The organism is Halococcus dombrowskii (assembly GCF_022870485.1).
Taxonomy (GTDB): Archaea; Halobacteriota; Halobacteria; order Halobacteriales; family Halococcaceae; genus Halococcus; species Halococcus morrhuae.
The window spans coordinates 2,414,018-2,434,936 of the sequence record NZ_CP095005.1 but is presented as its reverse complement, the minus strand read 5'-3'; the positions used below and the strand labels follow the sequence as shown (position 1 = coordinate 2,434,936).

Annotated in this window: 26 protein-coding genes; 10 read left to right on the top strand and 16 right to left on the bottom strand. The window is 65.8% G+C overall.

Annotation, left to right across the window (positions count from 1 at the left end):
* The first annotated feature begins 6 nt into the window (after positions 1-6).
* The 3 genes from dnaK to MUK72_RS12645 all read left to right on the top strand — a co-directional run bounded on the left by dnaK (position 7) and on the right by MUK72_RS12645 (position 2,904).
* Positions 7-1,929 (top strand): molecular chaperone DnaK, encoded by a 1,923-nt coding sequence (gene dnaK, locus MUK72_RS12655; RefSeq protein ID WP_244701442.1) that lies wholly within the window; start codon positions 7-9, stop codon positions 1,927-1,929.
* A gap of 106 nt (positions 1,930-2,035) precedes the next feature.
* On the top strand, positions 2,036-2,323 hold the full coding sequence (locus MUK72_RS12650) for a DUF211 domain-containing protein (protein WP_244701439.1): 288 nt from the start codon (positions 2,036-2,038) through the stop codon (positions 2,321-2,323).
* Positions 2,323-2,904 carry a VIT1/CCC1 transporter family protein gene (locus MUK72_RS12645; protein WP_244701436.1) on the top strand — a complete coding sequence of 194 codons (582 nt, stop codon included), beginning with the start codon at positions 2,323-2,325 and terminating at the stop codon, positions 2,902-2,904. The genes MUK72_RS12650 and MUK72_RS12645 overlap by 1 nt, the downstream gene beginning before the upstream one ends.
* 9 nt (positions 2,905-2,913) lie before the next feature.
* On the opposite strand, the gene MUK72_RS12640 is transcribed toward MUK72_RS12645, so the two are convergent.
* Genes MUK72_RS12640 through MUK72_RS12630 form a run of 3 tightly spaced genes read right to left on the bottom strand, consistent with a single transcriptional unit; the run spans position 2,914 to position 4,261 of the window.
* A complete protein-coding gene (locus MUK72_RS12640; protein ID WP_244701433.1) occupies positions 2,914-3,333 on the bottom strand; it encodes a DUF5809 family protein in 420 nt (139 codons plus the stop codon).
* A 24-nt stretch (positions 3,334-3,357) separates the two neighbouring features.
* Positions 3,358-3,807, bottom strand: a complete 450-nt coding sequence (locus MUK72_RS12635; RefSeq protein ID WP_244701430.1) for a DUF5810 domain-containing protein — start codon at positions 3,805-3,807, stop codon at positions 3,358-3,360.
* Between the two features lie 37 nt (positions 3,808-3,844).
* On the bottom strand, positions 3,845-4,261 hold the full coding sequence (locus MUK72_RS12630) for a zinc ribbon domain-containing protein (RefSeq protein WP_244701427.1): 417 nt from the start codon (positions 4,259-4,261) through the stop codon (positions 3,845-3,847).
* Positions 4,262-4,355: 94 nt separating this feature from the next.
* Between MUK72_RS12630 and MUK72_RS12625 the strand changes: the two genes are divergently transcribed.
* Positions 4,356-5,063 (top strand): diphthine--ammonia ligase, encoded by a 708-nt coding sequence (locus tag MUK72_RS12625; RefSeq protein WP_244701424.1) that lies wholly within the window; start codon positions 4,356-4,358, stop codon positions 5,061-5,063.
* 4 nt (positions 5,064-5,067) lie between these two features.
* Here MUK72_RS12625 and MUK72_RS20225 read toward each other — a convergent pair whose 3' ends face one another.
* From MUK72_RS20225 to MUK72_RS12615, 3 genes are all read right to left on the bottom strand, one after another.
* A complete protein-coding gene (locus MUK72_RS20225; protein ID WP_275039133.1) occupies positions 5,068-5,196 on the bottom strand; it encodes a hypothetical protein in 129 nt (42 codons plus the stop codon).
* 61 nt (positions 5,197-5,257) lie between these two features.
* A complete protein-coding gene (locus MUK72_RS12620; RefSeq protein ID WP_244701418.1) occupies positions 5,258-6,223 on the bottom strand; it encodes a nucleotidyltransferase family protein in 966 nt (321 codons plus the stop codon).
* Between the two features lie 83 nt (positions 6,224-6,306).
* Entirely contained in the window at positions 6,307-7,389 is a 1,083-nt protein-coding gene (locus tag MUK72_RS12615) for a DUF373 family protein (RefSeq protein ID WP_244701415.1), read from the bottom strand.
* A 179-nt stretch (positions 7,390-7,568) separates the two neighbouring features.
* Between MUK72_RS12615 and MUK72_RS12610 the strand changes: the two genes are divergently transcribed.
* The 3 genes from MUK72_RS12610 to MUK72_RS12600 all read left to right on the top strand — a co-directional run bounded on the left by MUK72_RS12610 (position 7,569) and on the right by MUK72_RS12600 (position 10,163).
* Positions 7,569-7,709 (top strand): hypothetical protein, encoded by a 141-nt coding sequence (locus MUK72_RS12610; protein WP_244701412.1) that lies wholly within the window; start codon positions 7,569-7,571, stop codon positions 7,707-7,709.
* Positions 7,710-7,847: 138 nt separating this feature from the next.
* Positions 7,848-8,840: a radical SAM protein gene (locus tag MUK72_RS12605; protein WP_244701409.1), complete on the top strand. Its 993-nt coding sequence runs from the start codon at positions 7,848-7,850 to the stop codon at positions 8,838-8,840.
* Positions 8,841-8,936: 96 nt separating this feature from the next.
* Positions 8,937-10,163: an MFS transporter gene (locus MUK72_RS12600; RefSeq protein ID WP_244701406.1), complete on the top strand. Its 1,227-nt coding sequence runs from the start codon at positions 8,937-8,939 to the stop codon at positions 10,161-10,163.
* 28 nt (positions 10,164-10,191) lie between these two features.
* Here MUK72_RS12600 and pdxS read toward each other — a convergent pair whose 3' ends face one another.
* Positions 10,192-11,100 carry a pyridoxal 5'-phosphate synthase lyase subunit PdxS gene (gene pdxS / locus MUK72_RS12595; RefSeq protein WP_004055502.1) on the bottom strand — a complete coding sequence of 303 codons (909 nt, stop codon included), beginning with the start codon at positions 11,098-11,100 and terminating at the stop codon, positions 10,192-10,194.
* Between the two features lie 231 nt (positions 11,101-11,331).
* On the opposite strand from pdxS, the gene MUK72_RS12590 reads away from it, so the two are divergent.
* Positions 11,332-12,051, top strand: coding sequence for a DUF1405 domain-containing protein (locus MUK72_RS12590; protein WP_244701403.1), 720 nt, complete (start codon positions 11,332-11,334; stop codon positions 12,049-12,051).
* Between the two features lie 66 nt (positions 12,052-12,117).
* A complete protein-coding gene (locus tag MUK72_RS12585; RefSeq protein ID WP_244701388.1) occupies positions 12,118-13,167 on the top strand; it encodes an enolase-like domain-containing protein in 1,050 nt (349 codons plus the stop codon).
* Between the two features lie 33 nt (positions 13,168-13,200).
* Here MUK72_RS12585 and MUK72_RS12580 read toward each other — a convergent pair whose 3' ends face one another.
* From MUK72_RS12580 to MUK72_RS12545, 8 genes are all read right to left on the bottom strand, one after another.
* Complete coding sequence (locus tag MUK72_RS12580; RefSeq protein WP_244701385.1) at positions 13,201-14,085, bottom strand: HFX_2341 family transcriptional regulator; 885 nt, start codon at positions 14,083-14,085, stop codon at positions 13,201-13,203.
* 68 nt (positions 14,086-14,153) lie between these two features.
* The gene (locus MUK72_RS12575; protein ID WP_244701382.1) at positions 14,154-14,495 is read right to left on the bottom strand and encodes a tRNA-binding protein; all 342 of its coding nucleotides are present in this window, start codon (positions 14,493-14,495) and stop codon (positions 14,154-14,156) included.
* A gap of 323 nt (positions 14,496-14,818) precedes the next feature.
* On the bottom strand, positions 14,819-16,153 hold the full coding sequence (gene hemA / locus MUK72_RS12570; protein ID WP_244701379.1) for a glutamyl-tRNA reductase: 1,335 nt from the start codon (positions 16,151-16,153) through the stop codon (positions 14,819-14,821).
* Positions 16,150-16,809, bottom strand: a complete 660-nt coding sequence (locus MUK72_RS12565; RefSeq protein ID WP_244701376.1) for a precorrin-2 dehydrogenase/sirohydrochlorin ferrochelatase family protein — start codon at positions 16,807-16,809, stop codon at positions 16,150-16,152. The genes hemA and MUK72_RS12565 overlap by 4 nt, the downstream gene beginning before the upstream one ends.
* Positions 16,810-16,963: 154 nt before the next feature.
* A complete protein-coding gene (gene ahbB / locus MUK72_RS12560) occupies positions 16,964-18,094 on the bottom strand; it encodes a siroheme decarboxylase subunit beta (RefSeq protein ID WP_244701373.1) in 1,131 nt (376 codons plus the stop codon).
* Positions 18,095-18,130: 36 nt separating this feature from the next.
* Positions 18,131-18,526: a DUF5778 family protein gene (locus tag MUK72_RS12555; protein WP_244701370.1), complete on the bottom strand. Its 396-nt coding sequence runs from the start codon at positions 18,524-18,526 to the stop codon at positions 18,131-18,133.
* A 75-nt stretch (positions 18,527-18,601) separates the two neighbouring features.
* Positions 18,602-18,796, bottom strand: coding sequence for a cold-shock protein (locus MUK72_RS12550; RefSeq protein WP_004055493.1), 195 nt, complete (start codon positions 18,794-18,796; stop codon positions 18,602-18,604).
* 2 nt (positions 18,797-18,798) lie between these two features.
* On the bottom strand, positions 18,799-18,993 hold the full coding sequence (locus MUK72_RS12545; protein WP_004055492.1) for a cold-shock protein: 195 nt from the start codon (positions 18,991-18,993) through the stop codon (positions 18,799-18,801).
* A 124-nt stretch (positions 18,994-19,117) separates the two neighbouring features.
* Between MUK72_RS12545 and uppS the strand changes: the two genes are divergently transcribed.
* Positions 19,118-20,047 (top strand): polyprenyl diphosphate synthase, encoded by a 930-nt coding sequence (gene uppS, locus MUK72_RS12540; protein WP_244701367.1) that lies wholly within the window; start codon positions 19,118-19,120, stop codon positions 20,045-20,047.
* A 20-nt stretch (positions 20,048-20,067) separates the two neighbouring features.
* On the opposite strand, the gene MUK72_RS12535 is transcribed toward uppS, so the two are convergent.
* Positions 20,068-20,676 (bottom strand): undecaprenyl diphosphate synthase family protein, encoded by a 609-nt coding sequence (locus tag MUK72_RS12535; RefSeq protein WP_244701364.1) that lies wholly within the window; start codon positions 20,674-20,676, stop codon positions 20,068-20,070.
* Positions 20,677-20,919: the final 243 nt, after the last annotated feature.

The window sequence follows — 20,919 nt, the reverse complement described above, 5'->3', positions numbered from 1 at the left end:
CCAACAATGGCGAGCAACAAGATCCTCGGTATCGACCTCGGGACGACGAACTCGGCGTTCGCAGTGATGGAAGGCAGCGATCCTGAGATCATCGTCAACGGCGAGGGCGACCGCACCACACCCTCCGTGGTGGCGTTCACCGACGACGAGCGTCTCGTCGGCAAACCCGCGAAAAATCAGGCCATCCAGAACCCCGACAGGACTGTGGAGTCGATCAAACGGTTCATCGGCGAGGACCACACCGTCGAGATCGACGGTGAGGACTACACGCCCGAAGAGATCTCGGCGCTCATTCTCGGCAAGATCAAGCGCGACGCCGAGGAATATCTCGGCGACGAGATCGAGAAAGCCGTGATCACCGTCCCCGCCTACTTCTCCGACAGCCAGCGCCAGGCGACGAAGGACGCCGGCGAGATCGCTGGCTTCGACGTCGAGCGCATCATCAACGAGCCGACCGCGGCGTCGATGGCCTACGGGCTCGACGACGACTCCGACCAGACCGTGATGGTCTACGATCTCGGTGGGGGGACCTTCGACGTCTCCGTGCTCGACCTGGGTGGCGGCGTCTACGAGGTCGTCGCCACCAACGGCGACAACGACCTCGGTGGTGACGACTGGGACGAGGCGATCATCGACCACCTCGCCGAGGAGTTCGAGTCAGAGCACGGCTTCGATCTCCGCGAGGACCGCCAGGCACTCCAGCGGCTCAAGGACGCCGCCGAGGAGGCCAAGATCGAACTCTCCAACCGGAAGGAGACGACGATCAACCTCCCGTTCATCACCGCGACGGATTCGGGACCGGTCCATCTGGAGGAGAAACTCACTCGCGCGACGTTCGAGTCGCTTACCTCCGACCTGATCGACAGAACTGTCGACCCGACCCAGCAGGCGCTCGACGACGCGGACTACGACGCCGACGACATCGACGAGGTGATCCTCGTCGGCGGGTCGACGCGGATGCCTCAGGTCCAAGAACAGGTCTCGGAGATCGTCGGTCAGGACCCCCAGAAGAACGTCAACCCCGACGAGGCCGTCGCCCTCGGTGCAGCCATCCAGGGTGGCGTGCTCGCGGGCGACGTCGACGACATCGTGTTGCTCGACGTGACGCCGCTCTCGCTGGGTATCGAGGTCAAGGGTGGCCTCTTCGAGCGCCTCATCGACAAGAACACGACGATCCCGACCGAGGAGTCGAAGGTGTTCACGACCGCGGCCGCGAACCAGACTCAGGTCCAGGTACGCGTGTTCCAGGGCGAGCGTGAGATCGCCGACGAGAACGAGCTACTGGGTGAGTTCCAGCTCTCGGGCATCCCGCCCGCGCCCGCCGGAACGCCCCAGATCGAGGTGACGTTCAACATCGACGAGAACGGTATCGTCAACGTCGAGGCCCACGACCAGGGCTCGGGCAACTCCGAGGAGATCACCATCGAGGGCGGTGCGGGGCTCTCGGACGACGAGATCGACCGGATGCAGGAGGAAGCCGAGGAGTACGCCGAGGAGGACGAGCAGCGCCGCGAGCGCATCGAGGCGCGCAACGAGGCCGAGAGCTCGGTCCAGCGCGCGAACTCGCTCCTAGAGGAGAACAAGGAGGAAGTCGAAGACGACCTCCGGGCCGACATCGAGGATGCCATCGAGGACGTTGAGGAAACCCTGGAGGACGAGGACGCGACGACCGAGGAGCTCCAAGACGCCACCGAGGAGCTCTCGACGGAGCTTCAGGAGATCGGCAAGCAGATGTACGAACAGCAGGAGGCCGCCCAGCAGGCCGCCGGCGGCGCTGGCGGGGCAGGCGCGGCGGGTGCCGGCCCCGGCGGCATGGGCGACATGGGTGGCGCTGGCGGCGACGGTGACGACGATGAGTACGTCGACGCCGACTTCGAGGACGTCGATATCGACGGCGAGGACGAGGCCGACGACTCGTCGTCGGCCTAAGCGACCGCCCCTCTTCGATCGAATCCTCGACCGAATCGAACCGATCGTTGACCGGACGGACGACATACCAACACACCCTTACCGCCCTGCATCGTACGAATGCGGGATGGCCACCATTCGCCAACTCGTTATCGACGTTCTCAAGCCTCACGAGCCGACCATGCTTGCGGTCGCCGACGAGATCGCCGATCTGGATGGCGTCGATGGCGTCAACGCCGTGCTCCTGGAGATGGACGAGGAGGTCCGCAACATCAAGTTCACCATCGAGGGCACGGATATCGATTTCGAGACGGTGAACACGACGGTCGAGGACACCGGCGCACGAATCCACTCGGTCGATCGGGTCGCCTGCGGCGAGTACATCGTCGAGGATAGCCCGACGGCACAGGACTGATGGCCGACGACGAAGCGTCGTTGACCGACCGGATCGACACCGACATGGTGGGCCCGATCGCCCGCCGATATTTCGTCTCAAATGGTTTCGACGGCGCGCTCACCGGCGTCGGCGTCACCGTCGGGGCCTATCTCTCGGGCATCTCCGACGGACTCACGGTGATCAGCCTCGGTCTCGCCGCGGCCGTCGGTCTCACCACCTCCGGGGTCTGGAGCGTCTGGGAGATCGAGCGCGCGGAGATGCGTGCCGAGATCCAGGAGACCGAGGAGGCGATGCTCGCCGATCTGAGCGATACCCGCATCGAGCGCGACAAGATGAGCAATCAGGTCGTCAACGCACTCATGAGCGGTCTCGGCCCGCTGCTCGGACTCATCGTCCCGCTCACGCCGTTCCTGTTCGAGGGCACGGCTTTCTCGCTGCTCCAGGCGACGCTCGTCTCCGTCGCGATGGCCGTCGGCATCCTCTTCTCGTTCGGGGCGTACATGGCCTCGATCTCCCGCCAGCGCTGGTATATCGCCGGCATCCGGATGGGGCTCGCCGGCATCGTCGTCGCCGTTCTCAACGTCTTCCTCCCGGGCTGACCCGGAATTCTATTCGACGAGATCGCGATAGAGCCGGCCGAACGCCTGTCGGCGCAGGGTTTCGACGGCCGCGCGCTCTTCGTTTGCGAACGTCGCCGCGACAGCCTGTTCGGCGAAGGGTGCGGCGTGCCAGGCGACCCGGGGGACGTTCTCGTTGCCGATGACGTGGATTTCGTACTCGGGATGCTCGGCCTGCCAGTCGTCGAAGGCCTCGCGGTGGCCGACCGAGACTTCGAGTTCCGAAGCGAACAGCGCGTTGCGCGCCCGCTCGACGACCGTGCTCGTCACGCGCTCGTCGTATTCCGGTTTGTCGAACTCCATCGCGGTCGCGACCTCTCGAACGACGGTCTGGGCCGTCGGACCGAGCGACTCGTAGCGCTCGCGGGCGGCTTCCTCGGTACTGGGCGCGAACCGTCCAACCGTGTGCATGCGAGCGCTTTGCTCGGCGGACGGTTACTCGTTTTCGTCCGCGTCGCCATCGTTGCTTTCATCGCTCTTGTCGCCCGCTGCATTCCCACCAGCCGTCTCGTTCTCGTCGTGTGTGTCCTCGGTCATCGCACGGGCCTGCTCGACCGCGGCGGCGGTCTCGGCGTCGAGGCTCCCCTCCTTCGACGGCCCGCGCGTTGGTCGATCGTCGAACAGTTCGCCCGATCGCGGCTCGTCGCCGTGGTGATGGTCGTGACCGGTCGTGTCCTCGAAAACCTGGGGGAACTCGACCTCCGCAGCACCCTCCTCGACTCGTTCGGCGAGCTCGTCCTCGCCGGACTGCTCCCAGCCCGGTGCGTGCTCGTCGAGCCACGACTCGTGCTCGTCGTCGCCGAGCAGCGCGGTGAACGCGAGGTGGTTGGCGAGATGGCGCGCGTCGGCCTGCGGCGTCTCACAGACGGGACAGGCATAGCCCATACCCGTTCTTGCCCCTCGACGTGCTTCTATCCCGCGCTCATTCGTCGGCCGCGAGCGGCTCGGTACACCACTGGCAGAATTCGAGATCGGCGTCGGTCTCGCGCCCGCAGTTCGGACAGCGCAATTTCCCGTCGTCGACGGTCGATTGCTCGGTTCGGGAACCCCGGGCGATACGGTAGGCGTCGACCGTGTTGAGCACGAAGAGGACGAAGATCGCGATCTCGGCCTCCATCGGGAGCGCCTCGCTCGCCTGCATGACCGCGTCGAGGCTGAACCCCGCACTGGTCTCGGGGATCGCCGAGGCCGGCAGTGCGATCGCGACGGTCGCGAACGTCAGCCCGAACCAGGTGAGCGCACGCAGCCACTCGCGCAGGTAGAGATGGCCGAGTCCCGGGTAGAGCAGCGCCAGCGCGGCGGCGAGCAGCGGGCGTTTCCCCGAACGATGTCCGTTCATCGCCCCCACGTAACTCGTGCGGGGTCCTGAACGTTCGGGTCCGCGACGCCGCCCGGATCGGAGCGCGTTTAGCCGACGGCACGATACCTCTGGCATGGCGTGGGTGAGCCTGTTCTCCGGCGGGAAGGACTCGGCGTGGGCGCTCCATCGCGCGCTCGACGACGGACTGCCGGTCGCGCGGCTTGTCACCGTCCATCCCGACGAGGATTCCTTTCTCTATCACGTCCCGGCGACCGAGATCGCGGGGCTGGCCGCCGAGAGCATCGGCATCGAACTGCTCGAAATCGAGTCGAGCGGCCACGAGGGAACCGATTCCAGTGCGCGCGGTGATGCCGAGCTCGAACCGCTCGAACGCGCGCTCCGCGAGCTCGACGCCGACATCGACGACGGACTCACGGGCGTCGTCGCCGGCGCGATCGAAAGCGAGTTCCAGACTAGCCGGATCGAGGCGATGTGCGAACGCCTCGACATCGACCTGTTCGCCCCGCTCTGGCAACGCGATCCCCGAACGCTCGCCGACGCGATGCTCGCTGCCGGCTTCGAGATCCGTGTGATCGCCGTGGCGGCTGCCGGCCTCGACGAGTCCTGGCTCGGACGCACGCTCGACGCCGAGGCCTTCGACGAACTCGAAGGACTCAACGACGACTACGGCGTTCACCTCCTCGGCGAGGGTGGCGGGTTCGAGACGCTCGTGACCGATGGCCCGCAGATGGAGCGGCCGCTGAAGCTCGATTACAAAACCGAATGGGACGGCGTGCGCGGGCGGTTGCGCATCACCGATGCGTGGCTCGGCGATTCCTGACGAGCTATTCGTCGCTGTCGAGCAGCGCGGGCTTGCCGACCGGGAGCGACCCGAACAGCGCGTAGTGGACGGCGAACGAGACGGCGATCAGTAGTGCGATACCCGTGACGAGTTTCGTCGAACGCGATGCCATACCCGCGCGAGGACGGCGGTACAAAAGAGGGCTACGGTCAGCCGTGTCCGTATTGCGAGCGTCAGTCGCCGTCGGGCAGTTTCGTGTGCGCACCGACGAGCGCGTCCGTGAGCTCGGTGCCGGCGACGTCGACTTCCTCGTCCAGGATCGAGTCCCGTACCGTGCAGTCCTCGACGGTGGTGTTCGGGAAGACGACCGAGCGCTCGATCGTCGAGTTCCGCACGACTGCACCGTCCATGACGTGGACGCCGCTGCCGATCTCGCTGTTTTCGACCGTGGCCTCGGCGTCGATCGCGGCATCGCCGTCGAGCGCCCACGCGACGGTTTCGAGGTAGCTCTCGGGCGTGCCGATGTCGAACCACGCGCCGTCGAAGGTGTAGGCGTAGACTGCGCGGGTCGCCTGGAGCCACTGGATGAACCAGCCCGGCTCGTCGGGGTTGTTGTCGCCCGCGAGATACTCGTCGAAGGCGAGCGCCTCGGCGGGGAAGGCGTAGCAGGCGATCGAGACGAGGGTGCTGTTCGGTTCGTCGGGTTTTTCCTGGAAGTCGACGACCTGATCGCCGTCGAGCTCGACCAGGCCATAGGAGCTCGCGCGCTCCTTCGAGCCGACGTCGTAGGCCGCGATCGTCGGCGCGCCACGGGACTCGAACTCGTCAACGAAGTCGCTGAGCGAGAAACTGATGAGGTTGTCGCCGGCGATCACCAGCAGGTCGTCGTCGATGTCTTCGCGCTCGACGAGCTGGGCGAGCGCGCCGACGACGCCGAACTTCTCGTCCTCGTCGGTGGTCTCCTCGACGCTGAGGCGCGGTTTCGTGAACTCGCTCTCCGCGATGTGGCGCTCGAACTCCGGGGCGAAGCGCTCGTTCGTGCTCACGTAGACGTCCTCGATACGGTCGTCCGTCTCCAGTTCGTCGAAAATACGGTCGATGACGTCAGCCCCGCCGACCGGCAGGAACATCTTCGGGCGGTGTTTCGTAATCGGCCAGAGACGTGTCGCGTAGCCTCCGGCGAGTACGATTGCATCCATGCAAATTCGCTCTCGGCGGCCGGATAAGTCCCTTTCCATTGCCCACTCCGGTGACGGTCGCCATCATCCGACGAGGACGGCCCTCAGACCGGTTCCGGAGTGCTCGGGAAGCGTGATTCGACGATGGCGAACGCGAGCGTGCTGACGAGCCCCAACAGTGTGCCAGCGGTGAGCGCGACCGCCATGTAGGTCAGCCCAACCTCGCCGAGGAGGAACGCGCTGACGGCGTAGAGCACGGCCGCGATGGCGAGCACGTAGAACGGTGCGTTGAGATACCGCCAGCGAAAGCGCTCGGCGAGATAGGTGTCGGTGATGCGGCCGACGCTGCTGGTGATGCCCGCGGCCGCGAACCAGGGCGTCGCGCCGACGATGAAGGCGGCGATCGTTTCGACGGGGCTGAGCGCCGCCGCGGCGCTGTGGGCGTCGAACGTCGTCATCCCGCGGACGCCGCCGATGGCGAGTAGCGCCGCCGCGACCACCGTCGTGATGAGCATCACCCGGCCGGCGTAGAGGCCGCGTCGCGCCCGCGCGACCGCCTCGTCGATGGCGCGTTCGAGACCGAGCCCGCGGAAGAGCACGTAGAGCCCGAGCAGTGCCGAGATGAAGCCGAACACCGCCGCACCGGGCACGCCGAGCTGGCTGGCGATCTCGGCGAGCGGGTAGATGAGCAGGAGAATGCCGAGCGGGACGAGGATCGTGCCCCTCGTCTCGGGATCGTCGAGCACCTGTTTCATCGTGTAGTACATCGACTCCAGGTTCTGAGCCTGCCGGACGACGACCCGCTGGACGCCGTCGATTGGGAGCCGTGAGCGGATCACCGGGATCACCGACTCGTCCTGTGCGCCGTCGGTGACCACCAGTGCGTGAACGTCCTCGCCGGTGGTCAGCCCCGCGAGGATGTGATCGATCTCCTCGCCGACCTTCCTGTTGGCCGCGACGCCGCCGCTCTCGACGCCGGTGACGGCCGCGACTTCGACCTGCTCGTCGGTGATGTCGTCGTGGATGTGCAACCCCTCGAAGAGTACGTTCGAGTCGGAGTCCTCCGGATCGGTCGTGGCGAGCGCGACGGCGGCGCTCTCGACGGCCTCTCGGCCCACGACGGGTGTCTCGACGCCGGCCTTCCGTCCGAGGTCGTCGTCGAGATCGATGCACAGCACCAGCAGCATGCGGCCGGCTACGCGACCCGCCGTTAACTGCTTTCGGTGCTGGCCGCCACGCTCCTAATACGTCCTAACCCACACAGGAGTAGTATTACATGTTCTATCATTACATTTATTGGGCGGCCCGGATCAGTGGTTCGTGTCGAACGATGGTGCACCCGTCGCCGTCGTTCGCAGGACAACAGATGTACACGGATATCGAGAACACCGGCGCGCCGATGGTGCCCGAGATCACTCGCAACGACTCCGACGACCGAACCGACGCGCGACGCTTCCGTGAAGAGATGGTGTTGAGTCACCGACTGCCCGATCGATCTCGGGAGTAGCAGTCGTTCCCGACTGTCGGGTCCCTCGGCAGCCACGGTAGCGACAGTCGATCCGAAAGTGCGTGCGGTACTGCTGCTCCCGAGAGCCGATCCGAGCCGTACGCCTTTTCAGGACTGCGCCCCCAGTCGTTTCAACGAATGATTTCGAAGGGCTGTGAACAGTGCGCCAAGGGTGGGAAGATGGTGCTGTTCGTCTACGGCTACTGCGACCAGCGCGACTGCTTTTACTGTCCGCTCGGCGAGAACCGGAAGAACGTCACCGACGTCTACGCCAACGAGCGCCTCGTCGAGGACGACAGCGACGTGATCGAGGAGGCCCACCGGATGGAGGCACTGGGAACGTCGATCACCGGCGGCGAGCCCCAGGAGGCGATGGCCAAAACCTGTCGGTATCTCTCCATGCTCAAAGACGAGTTCGGCGAAGACCACCACACCCATCTCTACACGGGCATCACCGGCGGGCGCGAGAACATGCGCCGACTCTCCGAGGCCGGATTGGATGAAATCCGCTTCCATCCGCCCTACGAACTGTGGGGCGACATGCACGGCACCGAGTGGGAGGAGATCCTCTACATCGCGCGCGAGGAAGGACTCACCCCGGCGTTCGAGATCCCGGGCATCCGCGCCGAGGAGGAGTTCATCGAATTCCTCGACGAGGGCGCGGCCGACTTCTGCAACATCAACGAGTTCGAGATGAGTGACGGGAACTACGAGCGGATGCAGGAGCAGGGCTTCGAGCGTCGCGAGGGCCACATGAGCGCCGTCGAGGGCTCTCACGACATCCTCGACGCGATGGGCGACCACGAGAAGGTCTACTTCTGTACGAGCGTGTTCAAGGATGCCGCCCAGCACCGCAACCGCTTGAAGCGGATGGCGAAGGTCATCAGGCGCGAGTTCGACGAGGTGACCGACGACGGCACCCTCGTCTACGGCAAGGCCTGGGAGAGCGGCGACCGACTGGCGGAGCTCGGCGTCCCCGAGCAGTTCTACAGCCAGAAATCCGAACACGTCGAACTCGCCTGGTGGCTCCTCGAGGAGATGATCGACGAGGGCGACGTGAACAGGGGCGAGATCGTCGAGCAGTATCCGACCGCCGACGGCACCGTGGTCGAGCGGACGCCGCTGGCCTGATTTTTGCGCCTGTTCTCGCAAACGTGAGCCGCCGATAGGTTGAGATCGTGGTCGTATCACCACGTTCATACGGCGTTCGTCTCCATTTCACACCGAATGGAGGCGTCGTTCGAATCGCTCAGAGATCGCGTGCGACGGACGAGCCGGGTGCTGCGCGGCGACGGGCGCGGCTGGACGCTCGCAGTCGTGGCCGCCGGCTGGCTGACGGTGCTCGGCGGGCGCTATCTCTTTCCGGCGATCCTCCCGCAGGTCAAGGAGTTCTTCGCGGTCTCGAACGCGATGGCGGGCGTGGCGGTCACGACCGTCTGGGCGGCCTACGCGCTGATGCAGTTCCCGGCCGGCATGCTGACCGACCGCTTCGGCGAGCGCGCGCTGCTCGGGACGAGTCTCGTGGTTTCGGCGGGCGCGGTCGTCGCGGTGAGTCTCGCACCGACGTTCCTGCTGTTTCTCGGCGGCTGTGCACTGTTCGGGTTTGGGACTGGACTGTACGGCCCAGCGCGCGGGACCGCCCTCTCGGCGACGTTCGGCGAGCACGACGGCACCGCCATCGGCCTCACGCTCGCGGCGGGCAGCGTCGGCTCGGCGCTGTTGCCGTTCGCCGCCAGCGTGCTCGTCGGCCCGCTCGGCTGGCAGACGACCGTCGTGTTGCTCGCGATCCCCTACCTCGCTGTCGCCATCGCCATCCGACGAGTGCTTTCGCGGCGCACGCCGACCGCCACCCCGTCGGGTCGCCCCTCGGTCCGAGGACTGCTGCGCGCGCTCGGGACCGCCGTCTCGCGGCGCACGGTGACGGCGGTGAGCGCCGCCACGCTCTCACTGTTCGTGATGCAGGGGCTGACCTCGTTTTTACCGACCTACTTCATCGCGGTCAAGGGGTTCTCCCAGGAGCGCGCCGCCGCCCTGTTCGCGCTCTTCTTCGTCGGCGGGGCGCTCGCCCAGTCGGTCGCCGGCAACGCCGCCGACTACTACGGCGATCGCACGGTGCTGCTCGCGACCGCCGGCTTCGGCGTGCTCCCGCTGCTCGCGCTGCCGTTTGTCCAGAGAATCGTCCCTGTCGCGCTGCTCACGGTCCTGCTCGGCTCACGGCTCGCGATCAACCCCGTGAGTAACGCCTACATCATCGCCGTCGTCCCGAGCGCGGTTCAGGGCACGGCCTGGGGCTTCTTCCGAACGACGTTCTTCCTGATCGCCGCGACCGGTTCGACCGTAGTCGGGCTTTTCTTCGATGCCGGACTCGCCGACGAATCCTTCGTGGTTCTCGCTGCACTCACGGCGCTCGCGGTCGTCTGTTACGTCTTCCTTCCGGCACGAACGCGCGCGTAGAGGAACGAGTATCCGAAAAATCGACCGTTCAGACGCCGCGACCCTGGAGCTTCTCTTCTTCTGGCAGGTCGGCGTTCGCGTCGCCCTTCATGCCCGAGCCGGCGTTCGTCGCGATGGCTGCGAGCTTCTCGGGATCGTCCCAGCTGTTGGTCGCCTCGACGATCGCCTCGCCCATCGCTTCGGGGTTCTCGGCACCGAAGATGCCCGATCCGACGAAGATCCCATCACAGTCGTGGTGCATCATGAGCGCGGCGTCGGCAGGCGTCGCGATGCCGCCGGCGGCGAAGTTCACGACCGGGAGACGGCCGGCGTCGGCGGTCTCGTGGACCAGTTCGGCCGGGGCCTCGATCTCGCGGGCGTAGGCCTCGCGCTCCTCGTGGGTCATCCCCTCCAGCTTGCGGATCGCGCCGCGGATGTTGCGCTGGTGGAAGACGGCCTGGTTCACGTCACCGGTGCCCGCCTCACCCTTCGTCCGGATCATCGCCGCGCCCTCGCCGATTCTTCTGAGAGCCTCGCCGAGATCGCGCGCGCCACAGACGAACGGCGCGGTGAACTCGCGCTTGTCGATGTGGTAGTCGTCGTCGGCGGGCGTCAGCACTTCGGATTCGTCGATCATGTCGACGCCCGTGGCTTCGAGGATCTGTGCCTCTTTGGTGTGGCCGATCCGCGATTTCCCCATCACCGGGAGCGAGACTTCCTCGATGATCTCGGTGATGTCGGCGGGATCGGCCATGCGCGCGACGCCGCCGCGCTTTCTGATGTCAGCCGGCACGGCTTCGAGCGCCATCACGGCGACCGCACCCGCGTCCTCGGCGATGCGGGCCTGTTCGGCGTTGACGACGTCCATGATGACCCCGCCCTGCTGCATCCGCGCGAACCCGCGCTTGACGAGTTCGGTACCCCGCTTCAGCTCCTCCAAATCGGTCTCGTCGGCCATGTCACGAGTTGAATCCCCACTCACTTAACACCGTTCTTTGATCTACTCTCACTGATGGTGGCGTTGATGGCTGAATAACTAGCTTGGTCCTTGAAAATCAATTCAAAATCAATTTAAGAGACAATAGTCGAACGAACGCCGAACGTTTTCGCTTATTGTCACCGTACACGTTCCCCTCTCCCTCCTCGACCGATCAGCACCGTTTTGTCGCGGCCGGCCAACCCTCGGTCAATGGCCGAACGACGGGTCGGCCCACTCCGTCGCCTGCTCGACGGGGCGGTGCCCGACCGCGAGGCGCTGCCACGGTACATCGCGCCGGTGCCGAAAGCGATCGAGGATCTGGGGCTACGGCTCGGCTGGCTCGTCGTCGCGATCAACCTCGCTGGCACGGCCTTTGGCTTCTGGTACTACCGGTTCCAGTTCGGTCTCGAACCCGCTCTCGCGTGGCCGTTCGTCCCCGATAGCCCGGTGGCGACGCTGTTCATCGCGCTCTCGATCGCGGGCTGGAAGCTCGGCCATTCCAGGGAATGGCTCGACGCGCTCGCCTTCTTCGGCTGTCTCAAGCTCGGGCTCTGGACCCCCTACACCCTGCTCGCCTTCCAGGATTCGTTCCTCGCGAGCACCCCGTTGTGGCTCTATCTCTTCCTCTTTTTCAGCCATCTCGCGATGGCGCTCGAAGGGTTCGTGATCCATCGCTACTCCGACTTTCCCGTGTGGGCGGTCGCCATCGCGCTCGCGTGGTACGGCCTCAACGATCTCGTGGACTACTTCGTTCCCGTCGTCGGCACGTACCACCACACGACCCTCCCCATTCAGCCGATCGTCGATGGCGTCATCGAGCACGTCGTACCCGCTCACCAGTACGTCGCGGCGGGCGCGCTCGCGCTGACGCTGCTCGCGACCTTTCTCGCGCTCGCGACGCGGGTGAAGAAGCTCGAAGTACGGGCCTGAGTTCGTCGTCGCCGGCAACCGCTCGGCCCGAGGCGGATTTAAATAGTCCGTGGGCGTACCGCGGCCATGCTCTACGACCGGGTTGCCGATCTCGATCTCACCATCGATGGCTACGAGCTGGCCCAACGCGAACGGGACACGTCGAGCGGCTTCACCCGCACGACGACCGTCGTCTCGCTGCACGGCGACGGCGAGACCGGACAGGGTGAGGACGTCATCTACGACAACGAGGCCCACTACGCGCTCCGTGACTCGACGGAGACGTTCCCCGTCGCGGGCGAGTACACGCTTGACTCGTTCTCCGAGCGGCTGGTCGGGATCGACCTCTTTCCCAACGACGAGCCCGACCAGCCGACCGCCCGCGACTACCGGCGGTGGGCGTTCGAGAGCGCAGCGCTCGATCTCGCGCTGAAACAGACCGGGGCGAACCTCGCCGAGCGCCTCGATCGCTCGTACGATCCCGTTCGGTTCGTCGTGAGCACGCGGCTGGCGGAACCACCGACCGGCGAGCGCGTCGCCGACTGGCTCGATCGGAACCCGGCGCTCGAATTCAAGCTCGATCCCACGTCGGACTGGTCCGCCGATGTCGTCGAACGGCTGGCCGCGACCGATGCCGTTCGGATTCTCGATCTCAAGGGCCAGTATCACGGAACGATGGTCGATCAGCCACCCGATCCCGACCTCTACGAGCGGATCATCCGTGGGTTCCCGGAGGCGCTCATCGAGGACCCGGCGCTGACCGATGAGACGCGAGAGCTGTTCGCGGGTCACGAGGCGCGCGTGACGTGGGACTACCCGATCCAGGGCGTCGACACGGTCGAACAGCTCTCTTGGGAACCGGACTGGCTCAACGTCAAACCCTCGCGGTTCGGCTCAGTGAAATCCCTGCTCGACACGATCGATCACTGTCGAGAGAACAATATTTCGATGTACGGCGGTGGACAGTTCGAACTCGGCGTCGGTCGCGAGCATATTCACGCGCTCGCGTCACTGTTCTACCCCGATGGTCCGAACGACGTTGCCCCGCGGGCGTACAACGACCCGAACCCGAGTGGAGGCCTCCCGACGAGCCCACTCACCCCGCCGTCGTCGCCGCGCGGGCTGGAGTGGGGCTGATCGACGACGGTCCGATCCGCCGGCTCACTCCGCTCACGTCTCCCTGTCGGCGTGCGAACGCACCCAGAGCTCGCCGATACGCGAAAGGCGCGTCCGGTGGGATTTCCCGTGGGCGTCCTGCTCGATGTACCCCTTGCCGCCCGGACCGAGCCTGTCGACGTTGTAGATGACCTTCGAGCGGAAACTGTCGGTGTACTCCTCGCTCAGTTCGCGCGCGAGCGCCTGGGCGAGCTCCGAGACGCTCTCGAAGGGGCCGTCCTCGCCGAGTTTGAACAGAATGAGTTCCTCGAACGGTTTGACGTTCGAGAACGACGCCACGGGGATCTCGAGGATGTGTTCACCATCGATCGCCTTCGCGCCGATCGTCGTCCCACGCTCGTCGAACTCCGAGAGTAAATCCCGAGCGCTTTGGAGTCGTTCGTCGATACGCTCGTCGTCATCGTCGAGATCGGCGAGCAGGTCGATCTGCTGGCGGAGTTCCTCGGCGAGTTCGGTTTCGAGGTATTTCTCGGGGATCGTGTAGTAGGTGTGGATGCGTTCGCGGTCCTCGCTTCGCTCGACGCCGATCGAGTGGGCGGCGGTGGCGAAGGCGAAGCTCACGGTTCGGGGCATCGCGCTGACGTTCGCCCAGACCCCGTGGCCGGCGTCGAGCTCGTCGTTGATGAGCGCGTAGGCCTGCTCGAAGGCCCCGTCGTAGTCGTAGACGTCCTCGACGACGAACCGCTCGGTCTCCGCGCCGAGCAGGTTCGTGAAATCCTGTTCGAGCTTTGCCGCGAGCTTGCGCGAGTATTCGACGTTCGCCTCGCTCCCGACCGCGCCTTCGAGGAGAATTACCCTGTCGACGTCGCGTTTGTCCCGGACGAGCGGCGCGATGAGCCGGTCGTAATCGAAGCCGACCGGCACGATGTGGGTCTGCATACCCGTCCTATCGGTGAACCACGAATAAGGGTTGTCGAGTCGAATCGCCATGCGCGACCTGCTTTGCCTCAGTAGACGCGCGTGCCGTTTTCGACCGGGCGCTCCGGCTGGAGGTGGATCACGCCCTCGTCGCCGTCGACACCGGTCACGAGACATTGGCTCTCGAAGCCTGCGATCGAGACCGTGCCGAGGTTCACGACCGCGACCACCTGCCGGCCGAGCAGTTCCTCGCGCTCGTACATCGTCAGTCCAGCGGCAGATTGAAGCGTTTCGTCGCCGAACTCCACGTCGAGCTTGTAGACGTCCTTTCTGGCTTCGGGAAATTCCTCGACGGCGACGATCTCGCCGATGCGCATTTCGACGTCGTCGAGAAAGCGTTCAGGATCGATATCGGGTTCGTCGATGCCCATGTCATCGTTGGACGTGCAGCATGCATCACTTTAGCGAAACCGGCGCGCGGCCGGCGGCCACGGGGCGGGTGCGGTGCGGCCGCCGTGCGGGTGCGGCCGCGGTTTCCTGGTGGATGAAGGGCGAGGCGCGCGGAGCGCGCCGAGGGCTTCGGCGGTTGCGGTGCGTCGTAGGTGGCGTTGCTCTCCGCGCGAGTGGAACGAGCGCGGTTCACTGCGAGCGAACGAACGTGAGCGAGCAGACGTTTTTAGTCCAGGTTTTTGGACGGGGTTCGACCGAGCGCCGCAGGCGCGAGGGAGGACCCCGTCTAAAAAAGTGGGGGTTGTTAGTCGTCGAGATGTTCGCGGACGGCCGAGGCGAGCGCGTACTGGGTCTCCTGGGGAACGTCGTTCGCGCCGAGGGTTGCCGGCGTGTCGTCGGCGTCGAACGACGGATCGAACAGCCGGAGCGCGCTGTTGATCGTCGCCCAGTCGTCGACTTCGGCGGCGTCGCGCAGGCTCTTGGTGGGGGCGGCGAGCAGCTGGCTCACGAGCGTGTCGGCGAGCGACTCGACGACGGCGCGCTGGTCGTCGGTCATCCCGTCGGTGTCGAGCTTCGAGAGCGCCCGCGAGAGCTCGCGTTCCTTCATCCGTTCGGCGTTCTCGTACATCGCGGCGATGACGGCGTCGGCGCGCTGGCGCTTGTAGCGGGCGAGCAGGTTGTCGAACTCGCGGTCGATCATCGCCTCGACGCGCTCGGCGGCCTCCTGTCGGCGCTCGCGCGTCGCCTCGGTGACGGATTCGAGCGCGTCGAGATCGTAGTGGGTGACGTTCGGGAGTTCGGCGGCGGCCTGCGTCGCGTCGCGGGGCTGGGCGATGTCGATGAGCAGGGTTTCGCCGGCGGTTGCGAGCGCTTCGCGATCGAGCACGGGAACGGGACTGCTCGTTGCCGAGACGACGACGTCGGCAAGCGAGAGCGCCTCGGGGAGGTCGTCGAGATCGAGCGCCGCGCCGTCGGCCTCGATCTGGTCGGCGACGTGAGCGGCCTTTTGCTCGGTACGGTTGGCGACGAACAGGTGTTCGACCGAGCGACCGAGCGACTGGGCAGCGAGCGTCCCCATCTCGCCCGCGCCGACGACCAGTCCCGTGGCGTCGGCGAGCGTTCGTTCCTCGTCGGCGAGCCGTGCGGCGGCGCTGCCGAGCGAGACCACGCCCTCGTCGATGGCGGTCTCGGTGCGTGCGCGCTCGCCGACGTGGATGGCCTTCTGGATGCCTTCCTCGAACATCGAGCCGATCCCGCCGACCGCGCGGGCGTTCGTGTAGGCGTCCTGCAACTGGCCGAGGATCTGGTCCTCGCCGAGCACGAGCGATTCCAGTCCGCAGGCAACCCGCATGAGGTGGCGGAGGCTCTCCTCGTGGCCGAGCTCGCGGACGACTTCGTCGGGACTGTCGGCGACGATCGACGAAAGGCTCTCGCGGCCGTGGTCGGGATCGTCGGCGACGACGTACAGCTCCGCACGATTACACGTCTGGAGCGAGAACGCCTCGCGAACGCCCTCGTGATCGAGCAGTACCTCGACGAGATCGCACTCGTCGCGGGCACAGGCCGTCTCGATCTGTTCGACGCTCGCGTGCTGATGGGCGATGCTCACGCCGGAAATGATCCCCGTGGCGACAGTCATCGTTCGTTCATCTCCGAAAGCACGTCGCTGATCACCGATTGGGCCTCTTGAGCCGGAGTATGGGTTCCATCACCTAAAGCCTTCCAAACCCGATCGGAGCGCACGACCGCCCGGATGGCCGCCCGGCGCTGTGCGGCCGGCGTGTCCTCGCGCAACTGCTCGCGCAACTCCCCGGTGAGCGTCGCCATCGCGCCCGCGCCGGCGAACTCCTCCTCGAAGCGCTCGCGCAGATATCGACTGAGCGCCGGACTCGTTCCTCCGGTGGCGATCGCCAAGAGGACGGGATCGTCGCGGATCGTCGCCGGCACGGTAACGTTGAGTTGGCCCCGCTCGACGGCTCCACCGCTTCGATCGGCCCGGTTGCGGAGGGTGCCGCGCTCACGCGCGACCCGTGCCACGGCGTCGTTCACCGCTTCGTCGCTCGTCGCCGCGACCGCGAGCGCTGGCTCGATTTGCTCGAACCACTCGGAGACGTCGTCGGGCGACGGCGCGGCACGCACGCGTTCCGCACCGCCGAACTCGACGTCGGCGAACGCCGGACTCACCACTACGACCCGTGCTTCGCGCGCGAACCGGCGGGCCTTACGCGCGCCGACCGGCCCGCCACCGAAGATCAATACCGCCTCCTCGCTGAAATCGTGGAGAAGCGGAATCATCCACACCCACCTTTTTTCACGGGGTCCTCGACTCGCTGCGCTCGCCTCAAACCCCGCCAAAAAATCTGGTCCAAAAAAGGCCGCTCGCTCGGCCTGCCGGGCCTCGCTCGCGGTCGGAATGCTTTGGCCGCACCGCATACTGGACGGTGACGATTCACAATTCGTTTTCCTCGGATGCTGCGTCGGTGTTCGCCGCGGCGCGCTCGTCCATCCTGATACCCGTCTTCTTCAGGATGCGCGTCGAGAACAGCGTGTCCCAGTCCTCGTCGCCGACGTCGAAGAAGTCACCCATCCGCTCTCGCACCTGCTCGATCCGGCGCTCGCTCTCCTCCTCTGATCGGCCGTGCGTCATCGCGAAGAAGTCGTACGGCCAGACGCCCTCGTGGCGCGGGCGCTCGTAGCAGTGGGTGACGAACTCCAGTTCGGCGATCGCCGGTCCCACTTCCGCGACGAGCTCGTCGGGCACGTCCCAGACGGTCATGCCGTTCTCAGTATAGCCGAGCGCGTAGTGGTTCGGCACGACGCCGACGCGCCGGAGTTTCCCCTCCGCAAGGAATCGATTGATCGTCTCGACGACCCACTCGACGTCGTGGCCGATCGCGTCGGCGACGTCCGCGTAGGGCGTCTCGGTGAGCGGCAGCCCGCCCTGGAGTTCGATGACGAGATCGCGCTCGGCCGGCGTCAGCGATCCCCGTCCACTGGGTTCGACGTCGGGACCGAGCTCCGACAGATCGAGATCGCCATCCGAAATCGGCCCGTCGAGCAGGAACTTCGCCTCGACGCGGAACTCGCGCTGTTTCGGGAGGTTGTAGGTCTCCTGTCCGGTCTCGTTCTCGATGGCCGTGAGTACCCCTTCGACGTTCTCGCTCGCGGTTCCACCGCTCGCATCCGAGGCGCTTCGCGCCTCGCCGGCGACCGAGACGACGAACCACATATTGAGATGGGGATGCTCGCGCTCGTAGTTGTGCGCGACCTCGCGGTGGGCGTTCACCTGCTCGGCGATCTCGTCGAAGCGCTCCTCGGGCGCGTGCATCGCCACCAGGGTCGCCGTCCCGCCGATCGCCTCGGCGTCGATCAGTGCGCCAAATCGTGAGAGCGTCCCCTCCTCGTCGAGTCGTCGGATTTCATCGAGGAGTTCGTCGGCGGTGATCTCGATGCCGCGCTCGGCGAGGGCGCGTGCGGCCGGCTCGAACGGGCGTTCGACGACGGGAAAACCCCCCTGGAAAGCGTTGATGATGGCGCGCTCGCGCTCGTCGAGCGCGACCGTAGCGTCCGCGTTCGTCATGCCGACCCTCGGCTCGCGGCGGCCATAAACGCCCCGCTACTCGGGAACGCCGGTTACCGTGTAGCCCTCCGCCTGGAGGTCGTCGACGATCGCCTCGTGGTCGGCGCTCGCCTCGTAGTAGAACACGACGTCGTAGGTCCCCTCACGGAGGAGCTGCTGGCACTCCCAGACGAACTCGTCGTTCTCGATGGTGAGTCCCTGGTGCTGGTTGAGGCCGAAATCGGGGTCGTCGGTGCCGGAGTAGACGTAGGTGTCGTCGGCCTCGGCGTGGGCGGCGATCGTGTCGCCGACTTCGATGGTTGCACGGTGGAGCATGCTCTCCTCGTTCGAATCATACTCGGTGTGGACGATCAGCCCCTGTAACTCGATCTCGCCGGGTTCGAGCAGCGCTTCGGTCCGTCGCCTGAGCTCGTCGTCGAGCGTCTCGCTCATACCCGTCGCTCGCACCCGATAAAGATACGCTCCCCGGTCGCCGCTGCGCCGAGGAGCCGAAAAGTCGTCTGTCGTTTACAGTCGTTCGAGGTTCTCGGCGCGCGGGCCCTTGTCGGCCTGCACGATGTCGAACTCGACGTCTTGGCCCTCTTCGAGGTCGGGGCCGCCGACGTCTTCCATGTGGAAGAAGACGTCCTCGTCGGCTTCGTCGGTCTCGATGAAGCCGTAGCCGCCCGTGTCGTTGAAGAAGTCCACTTGTCCTTCGGCCATGTTTACAGCCGCTCCAGGTTCTCCGCCCGCGGTCCCTTATCAGCCTGCACGATGTCGAACTCTACCTCCTGTCCTTCCTCCAAGTCGGGGCCGCCGACGTCTTCCATATGGAAGAAGACGTCCTCGTCCGCGTCGTCGCTTTCGATGAACCCATAGCCGCCCGTGTCGTTGAAGAAGTCAACCGTACCTGACGCCATTGCACTCGATGGGATGCACCGGTAACATAAAAACCTGCGCAATGGTCGCCCGGCCTGTCCCGCCGTCACACGATCCGTCCGCGTGCCAGAAGATTCATTTCAGCCCCCCAGTTATGAGCTACGAATGGCTTCGCGCACGCACAGCCTGCTGAATCGAGCCTACGAGCGCCTTCTCGAACGCGAGATCGACGGCGCACCCACACACGTCGCCGTCATCCAGGACGGCAACCGTCGCTACGCGAACGAACACGGCAAGGCGGCCGCCGACGGCCACCGTGCCGGTGCCGAAACCACCGAGGCGGTGCTCGACTGGTGTGCACAGATCGGCGTCGAGGAGCTCACCCTCTACACGTTCTCGACGGAGAACTTCGACCGCTCGGCCGACGAGCGCGACCACCTCTTCTCGCTACTCGAAGAGAAACTCCGCGAGTTCGCCGACGCCGAGCGCGTTCACGAACGCGAAGTGCGGATCCGCGCCATCGGCGAGACCGACCGGCTGCCCGACGATCTCCGCGACGCCATCGACTACGCCGAGACGAAAACCGCCGACTACGACGCGCTCCAGCTCAACATCGCGCTCGCCTACGGCGGCCGCGCCGAACTGCTGAGCGCGGCCCGCGACGTCGCACGGACGGTCGAAACCGGTGATACTGCCCCGGGCGACATCGACGCCGAAACGATCGAGCGCCGCCTCTACGCCGGTCCCGCTCGCGACGTGGACCTCATCATCCGCACGGGGGGCGACGAGCGCACCTCGAACTTCTTGCCGTGGCACGCCAACGGCAACGAGGCGGCAGTCTTCTTCTGCACCCCCTACTGGCCCGCCTTCGCGAAGAAGGACTTCCTGCGCGCGATCCGCACCTACGAATCCCGCGAGCAGTCGTGGCGTCGCACCCGCGCGCGGCGCGCGCTCGCACTGGTCCGGGCAGTGGGTGGTGCAGAACTCGACGAGGCGCGCGCCATCGTCGAACGCTTCCGGGAGTATCTCCCGCGCGGCGAACTCGACGGTGTCGAGAGCAACACGAACGAGACCGAACCGACAACGGCCGACTGAGTCAACGACAGCTATCCGAGTTACTGCCCGTAGCGGCGCTGTCGGTTCTGATAGTCCCGCAGTGCGCGGAGATACTCGCGTTTGCGGAAATCCCGCCAGTTCACGTCGGTGAAGTACAGCTCCGAGTAGACCGACTGCCAGATCATGAAATCCGAGAGCCGTTCGGCACCTGTCTTGATGACGAGATCGGGGGCGGTCGGAAAGACGAGTCGGTCCTCGATCGTCTCGGCATCGATCTCCTCGGGTGCGAGCGTACCGGCCTCGACGGCGGTGGCCGCGCCGCGAACGGCCGCCGCGAACTCGTGTTTGCCGCCGAGACCGATGCTCACGTTGATCGGTGCGTCGGCGCGCTCGTCGTCGTCCGGCCCGCGAACGGCGAGCTCGCGCGGGGCGTCACAGCGCTCGAACACCCGGCGGATGGCCGGCACCGCGCCCGTATCGAGCACGCTCACGTAGACCAGCACGCAGTCGGCGTCGTACTCGAAGGCCCACTCGAAGAACTCCTCGACCGTTCGATAGGCACCGTCTTCGAGCAGATCGCGCTCGGCGATGACGACCGCGACACAGCCCGGCAGCGGGGCCTCGGTGCGGCGAATGCGAGTGGCGAGATAGCGGTCGTACAGTCCCACGGTGGAACGGAGCGGTTGATTCACCTAAGCCTTCACGTTTCGTCGACGAACGATTATCGATCGCTCTCGGGATTCGTTTTTGAGTGAGTTATCGCAGCAGTGACGACGGAATGCAGACAACGATGAGGGACCGCACCCGCCCCGCACAGCCCACATACCTCCCCAACCGACTGCGCTCCTCGCTCGCTTCGCTCGCTGTGGTGCTCATCCCTCGCGCGTTCTCCGGCCTCCGGCCGGATTCAT

Coding starts and splice junctions, on each gene's coding strand:
- dnaK (WP_244701442.1), top strand. CDS start 7: ATGGCGAGCAACAAGATCCTCGGTATCGACCTCGGGACGACGAACTCG.
- MUK72_RS12650 (WP_244701439.1), top strand. CDS start 2,036: ATGGCCACCATTCGCCAACTCGTTATCGACGTTCTCAAGCCTCACGAG.
- MUK72_RS12645 (WP_244701436.1), top strand. CDS start 2,323: ATGGCCGACGACGAAGCGTCGTTGACCGACCGGATCGACACCGACATG.
- MUK72_RS12640 (WP_244701433.1), bottom strand. CDS start 3,333: ATGCACACGGTTGGACGGTTCGCGCCCAGTACCGAGGAAGCCGCCCGC.
- MUK72_RS12635 (WP_244701430.1), bottom strand. CDS start 3,807: ATGGGCTATGCCTGTCCCGTCTGTGAGACGCCGCAGGCCGACGCGCGC.
- MUK72_RS12630 (WP_244701427.1), bottom strand. CDS start 4,261: ATGAACGGACATCGTTCGGGGAAACGCCCGCTGCTCGCCGCCGCGCTG.
- MUK72_RS12625 (WP_244701424.1), top strand. CDS start 4,356: ATGGCGTGGGTGAGCCTGTTCTCCGGCGGGAAGGACTCGGCGTGGGCG.
- MUK72_RS20225 (WP_275039133.1), bottom strand. CDS start 5,196: ATGGCATCGCGTTCGACGAAACTCGTCACGGGTATCGCACTACTGATC.
- MUK72_RS12620 (WP_244701418.1), bottom strand. CDS start 6,223: ATGGATGCAATCGTACTCGCCGGAGGCTACGCGACACGTCTCTGGCCG.
- MUK72_RS12615 (WP_244701415.1), bottom strand. CDS start 7,389: ATGCTGCTGGTGCTGTGCATCGATCTCGACGACGACCTCGGACGGAAG.
- MUK72_RS12610 (WP_244701412.1), top strand. CDS start 7,569: ATGTACACGGATATCGAGAACACCGGCGCGCCGATGGTGCCCGAGATC.
- MUK72_RS12605 (WP_244701409.1), top strand. CDS start 7,848: ATGATTTCGAAGGGCTGTGAACAGTGCGCCAAGGGTGGGAAGATGGTG.
- MUK72_RS12600 (WP_244701406.1), top strand. CDS start 8,937: ATGGAGGCGTCGTTCGAATCGCTCAGAGATCGCGTGCGACGGACGAGC.
- pdxS (WP_004055502.1), bottom strand. CDS start 11,100: ATGGCCGACGAGACCGATTTGGAGGAGCTGAAGCGGGGTACCGAACTC.
- MUK72_RS12590 (WP_244701403.1), top strand. CDS start 11,332: ATGGCCGAACGACGGGTCGGCCCACTCCGTCGCCTGCTCGACGGGGCG.
- MUK72_RS12585 (WP_244701388.1), top strand. CDS start 12,118: ATGCTCTACGACCGGGTTGCCGATCTCGATCTCACCATCGATGGCTAC.
- MUK72_RS12580 (WP_244701385.1), bottom strand. CDS start 14,085: ATGCAGACCCACATCGTGCCGGTCGGCTTCGATTACGACCGGCTCATC.
- MUK72_RS12575 (WP_244701382.1), bottom strand. CDS start 14,495: ATGGGCATCGACGAACCCGATATCGATCCTGAACGCTTTCTCGACGAC.
- hemA (WP_244701379.1), bottom strand. CDS start 16,153: ATGACTGTCGCCACGGGGATCATTTCCGGCGTGAGCATCGCCCATCAG.
- MUK72_RS12565 (WP_244701376.1), bottom strand. CDS start 16,809: ATGATTCCGCTTCTCCACGATTTCAGCGAGGAGGCGGTATTGATCTTC.
- ahbB (WP_244701373.1), bottom strand. CDS start 18,094: ATGACGAACGCGGACGCTACGGTCGCGCTCGACGAGCGCGAGCGCGCC.
- MUK72_RS12555 (WP_244701370.1), bottom strand. CDS start 18,526: ATGAGCGAGACGCTCGACGACGAGCTCAGGCGACGGACCGAAGCGCTG.
- MUK72_RS12550 (WP_004055493.1), bottom strand. CDS start 18,796: ATGGCCGAAGGACAAGTGGACTTCTTCAACGACACGGGCGGCTACGGC.
- MUK72_RS12545 (WP_004055492.1), bottom strand. CDS start 18,993: ATGGCGTCAGGTACGGTTGACTTCTTCAACGACACGGGCGGCTATGGG.
- uppS (WP_244701367.1), top strand. CDS start 19,118: ATGGCTTCGCGCACGCACAGCCTGCTGAATCGAGCCTACGAGCGCCTT.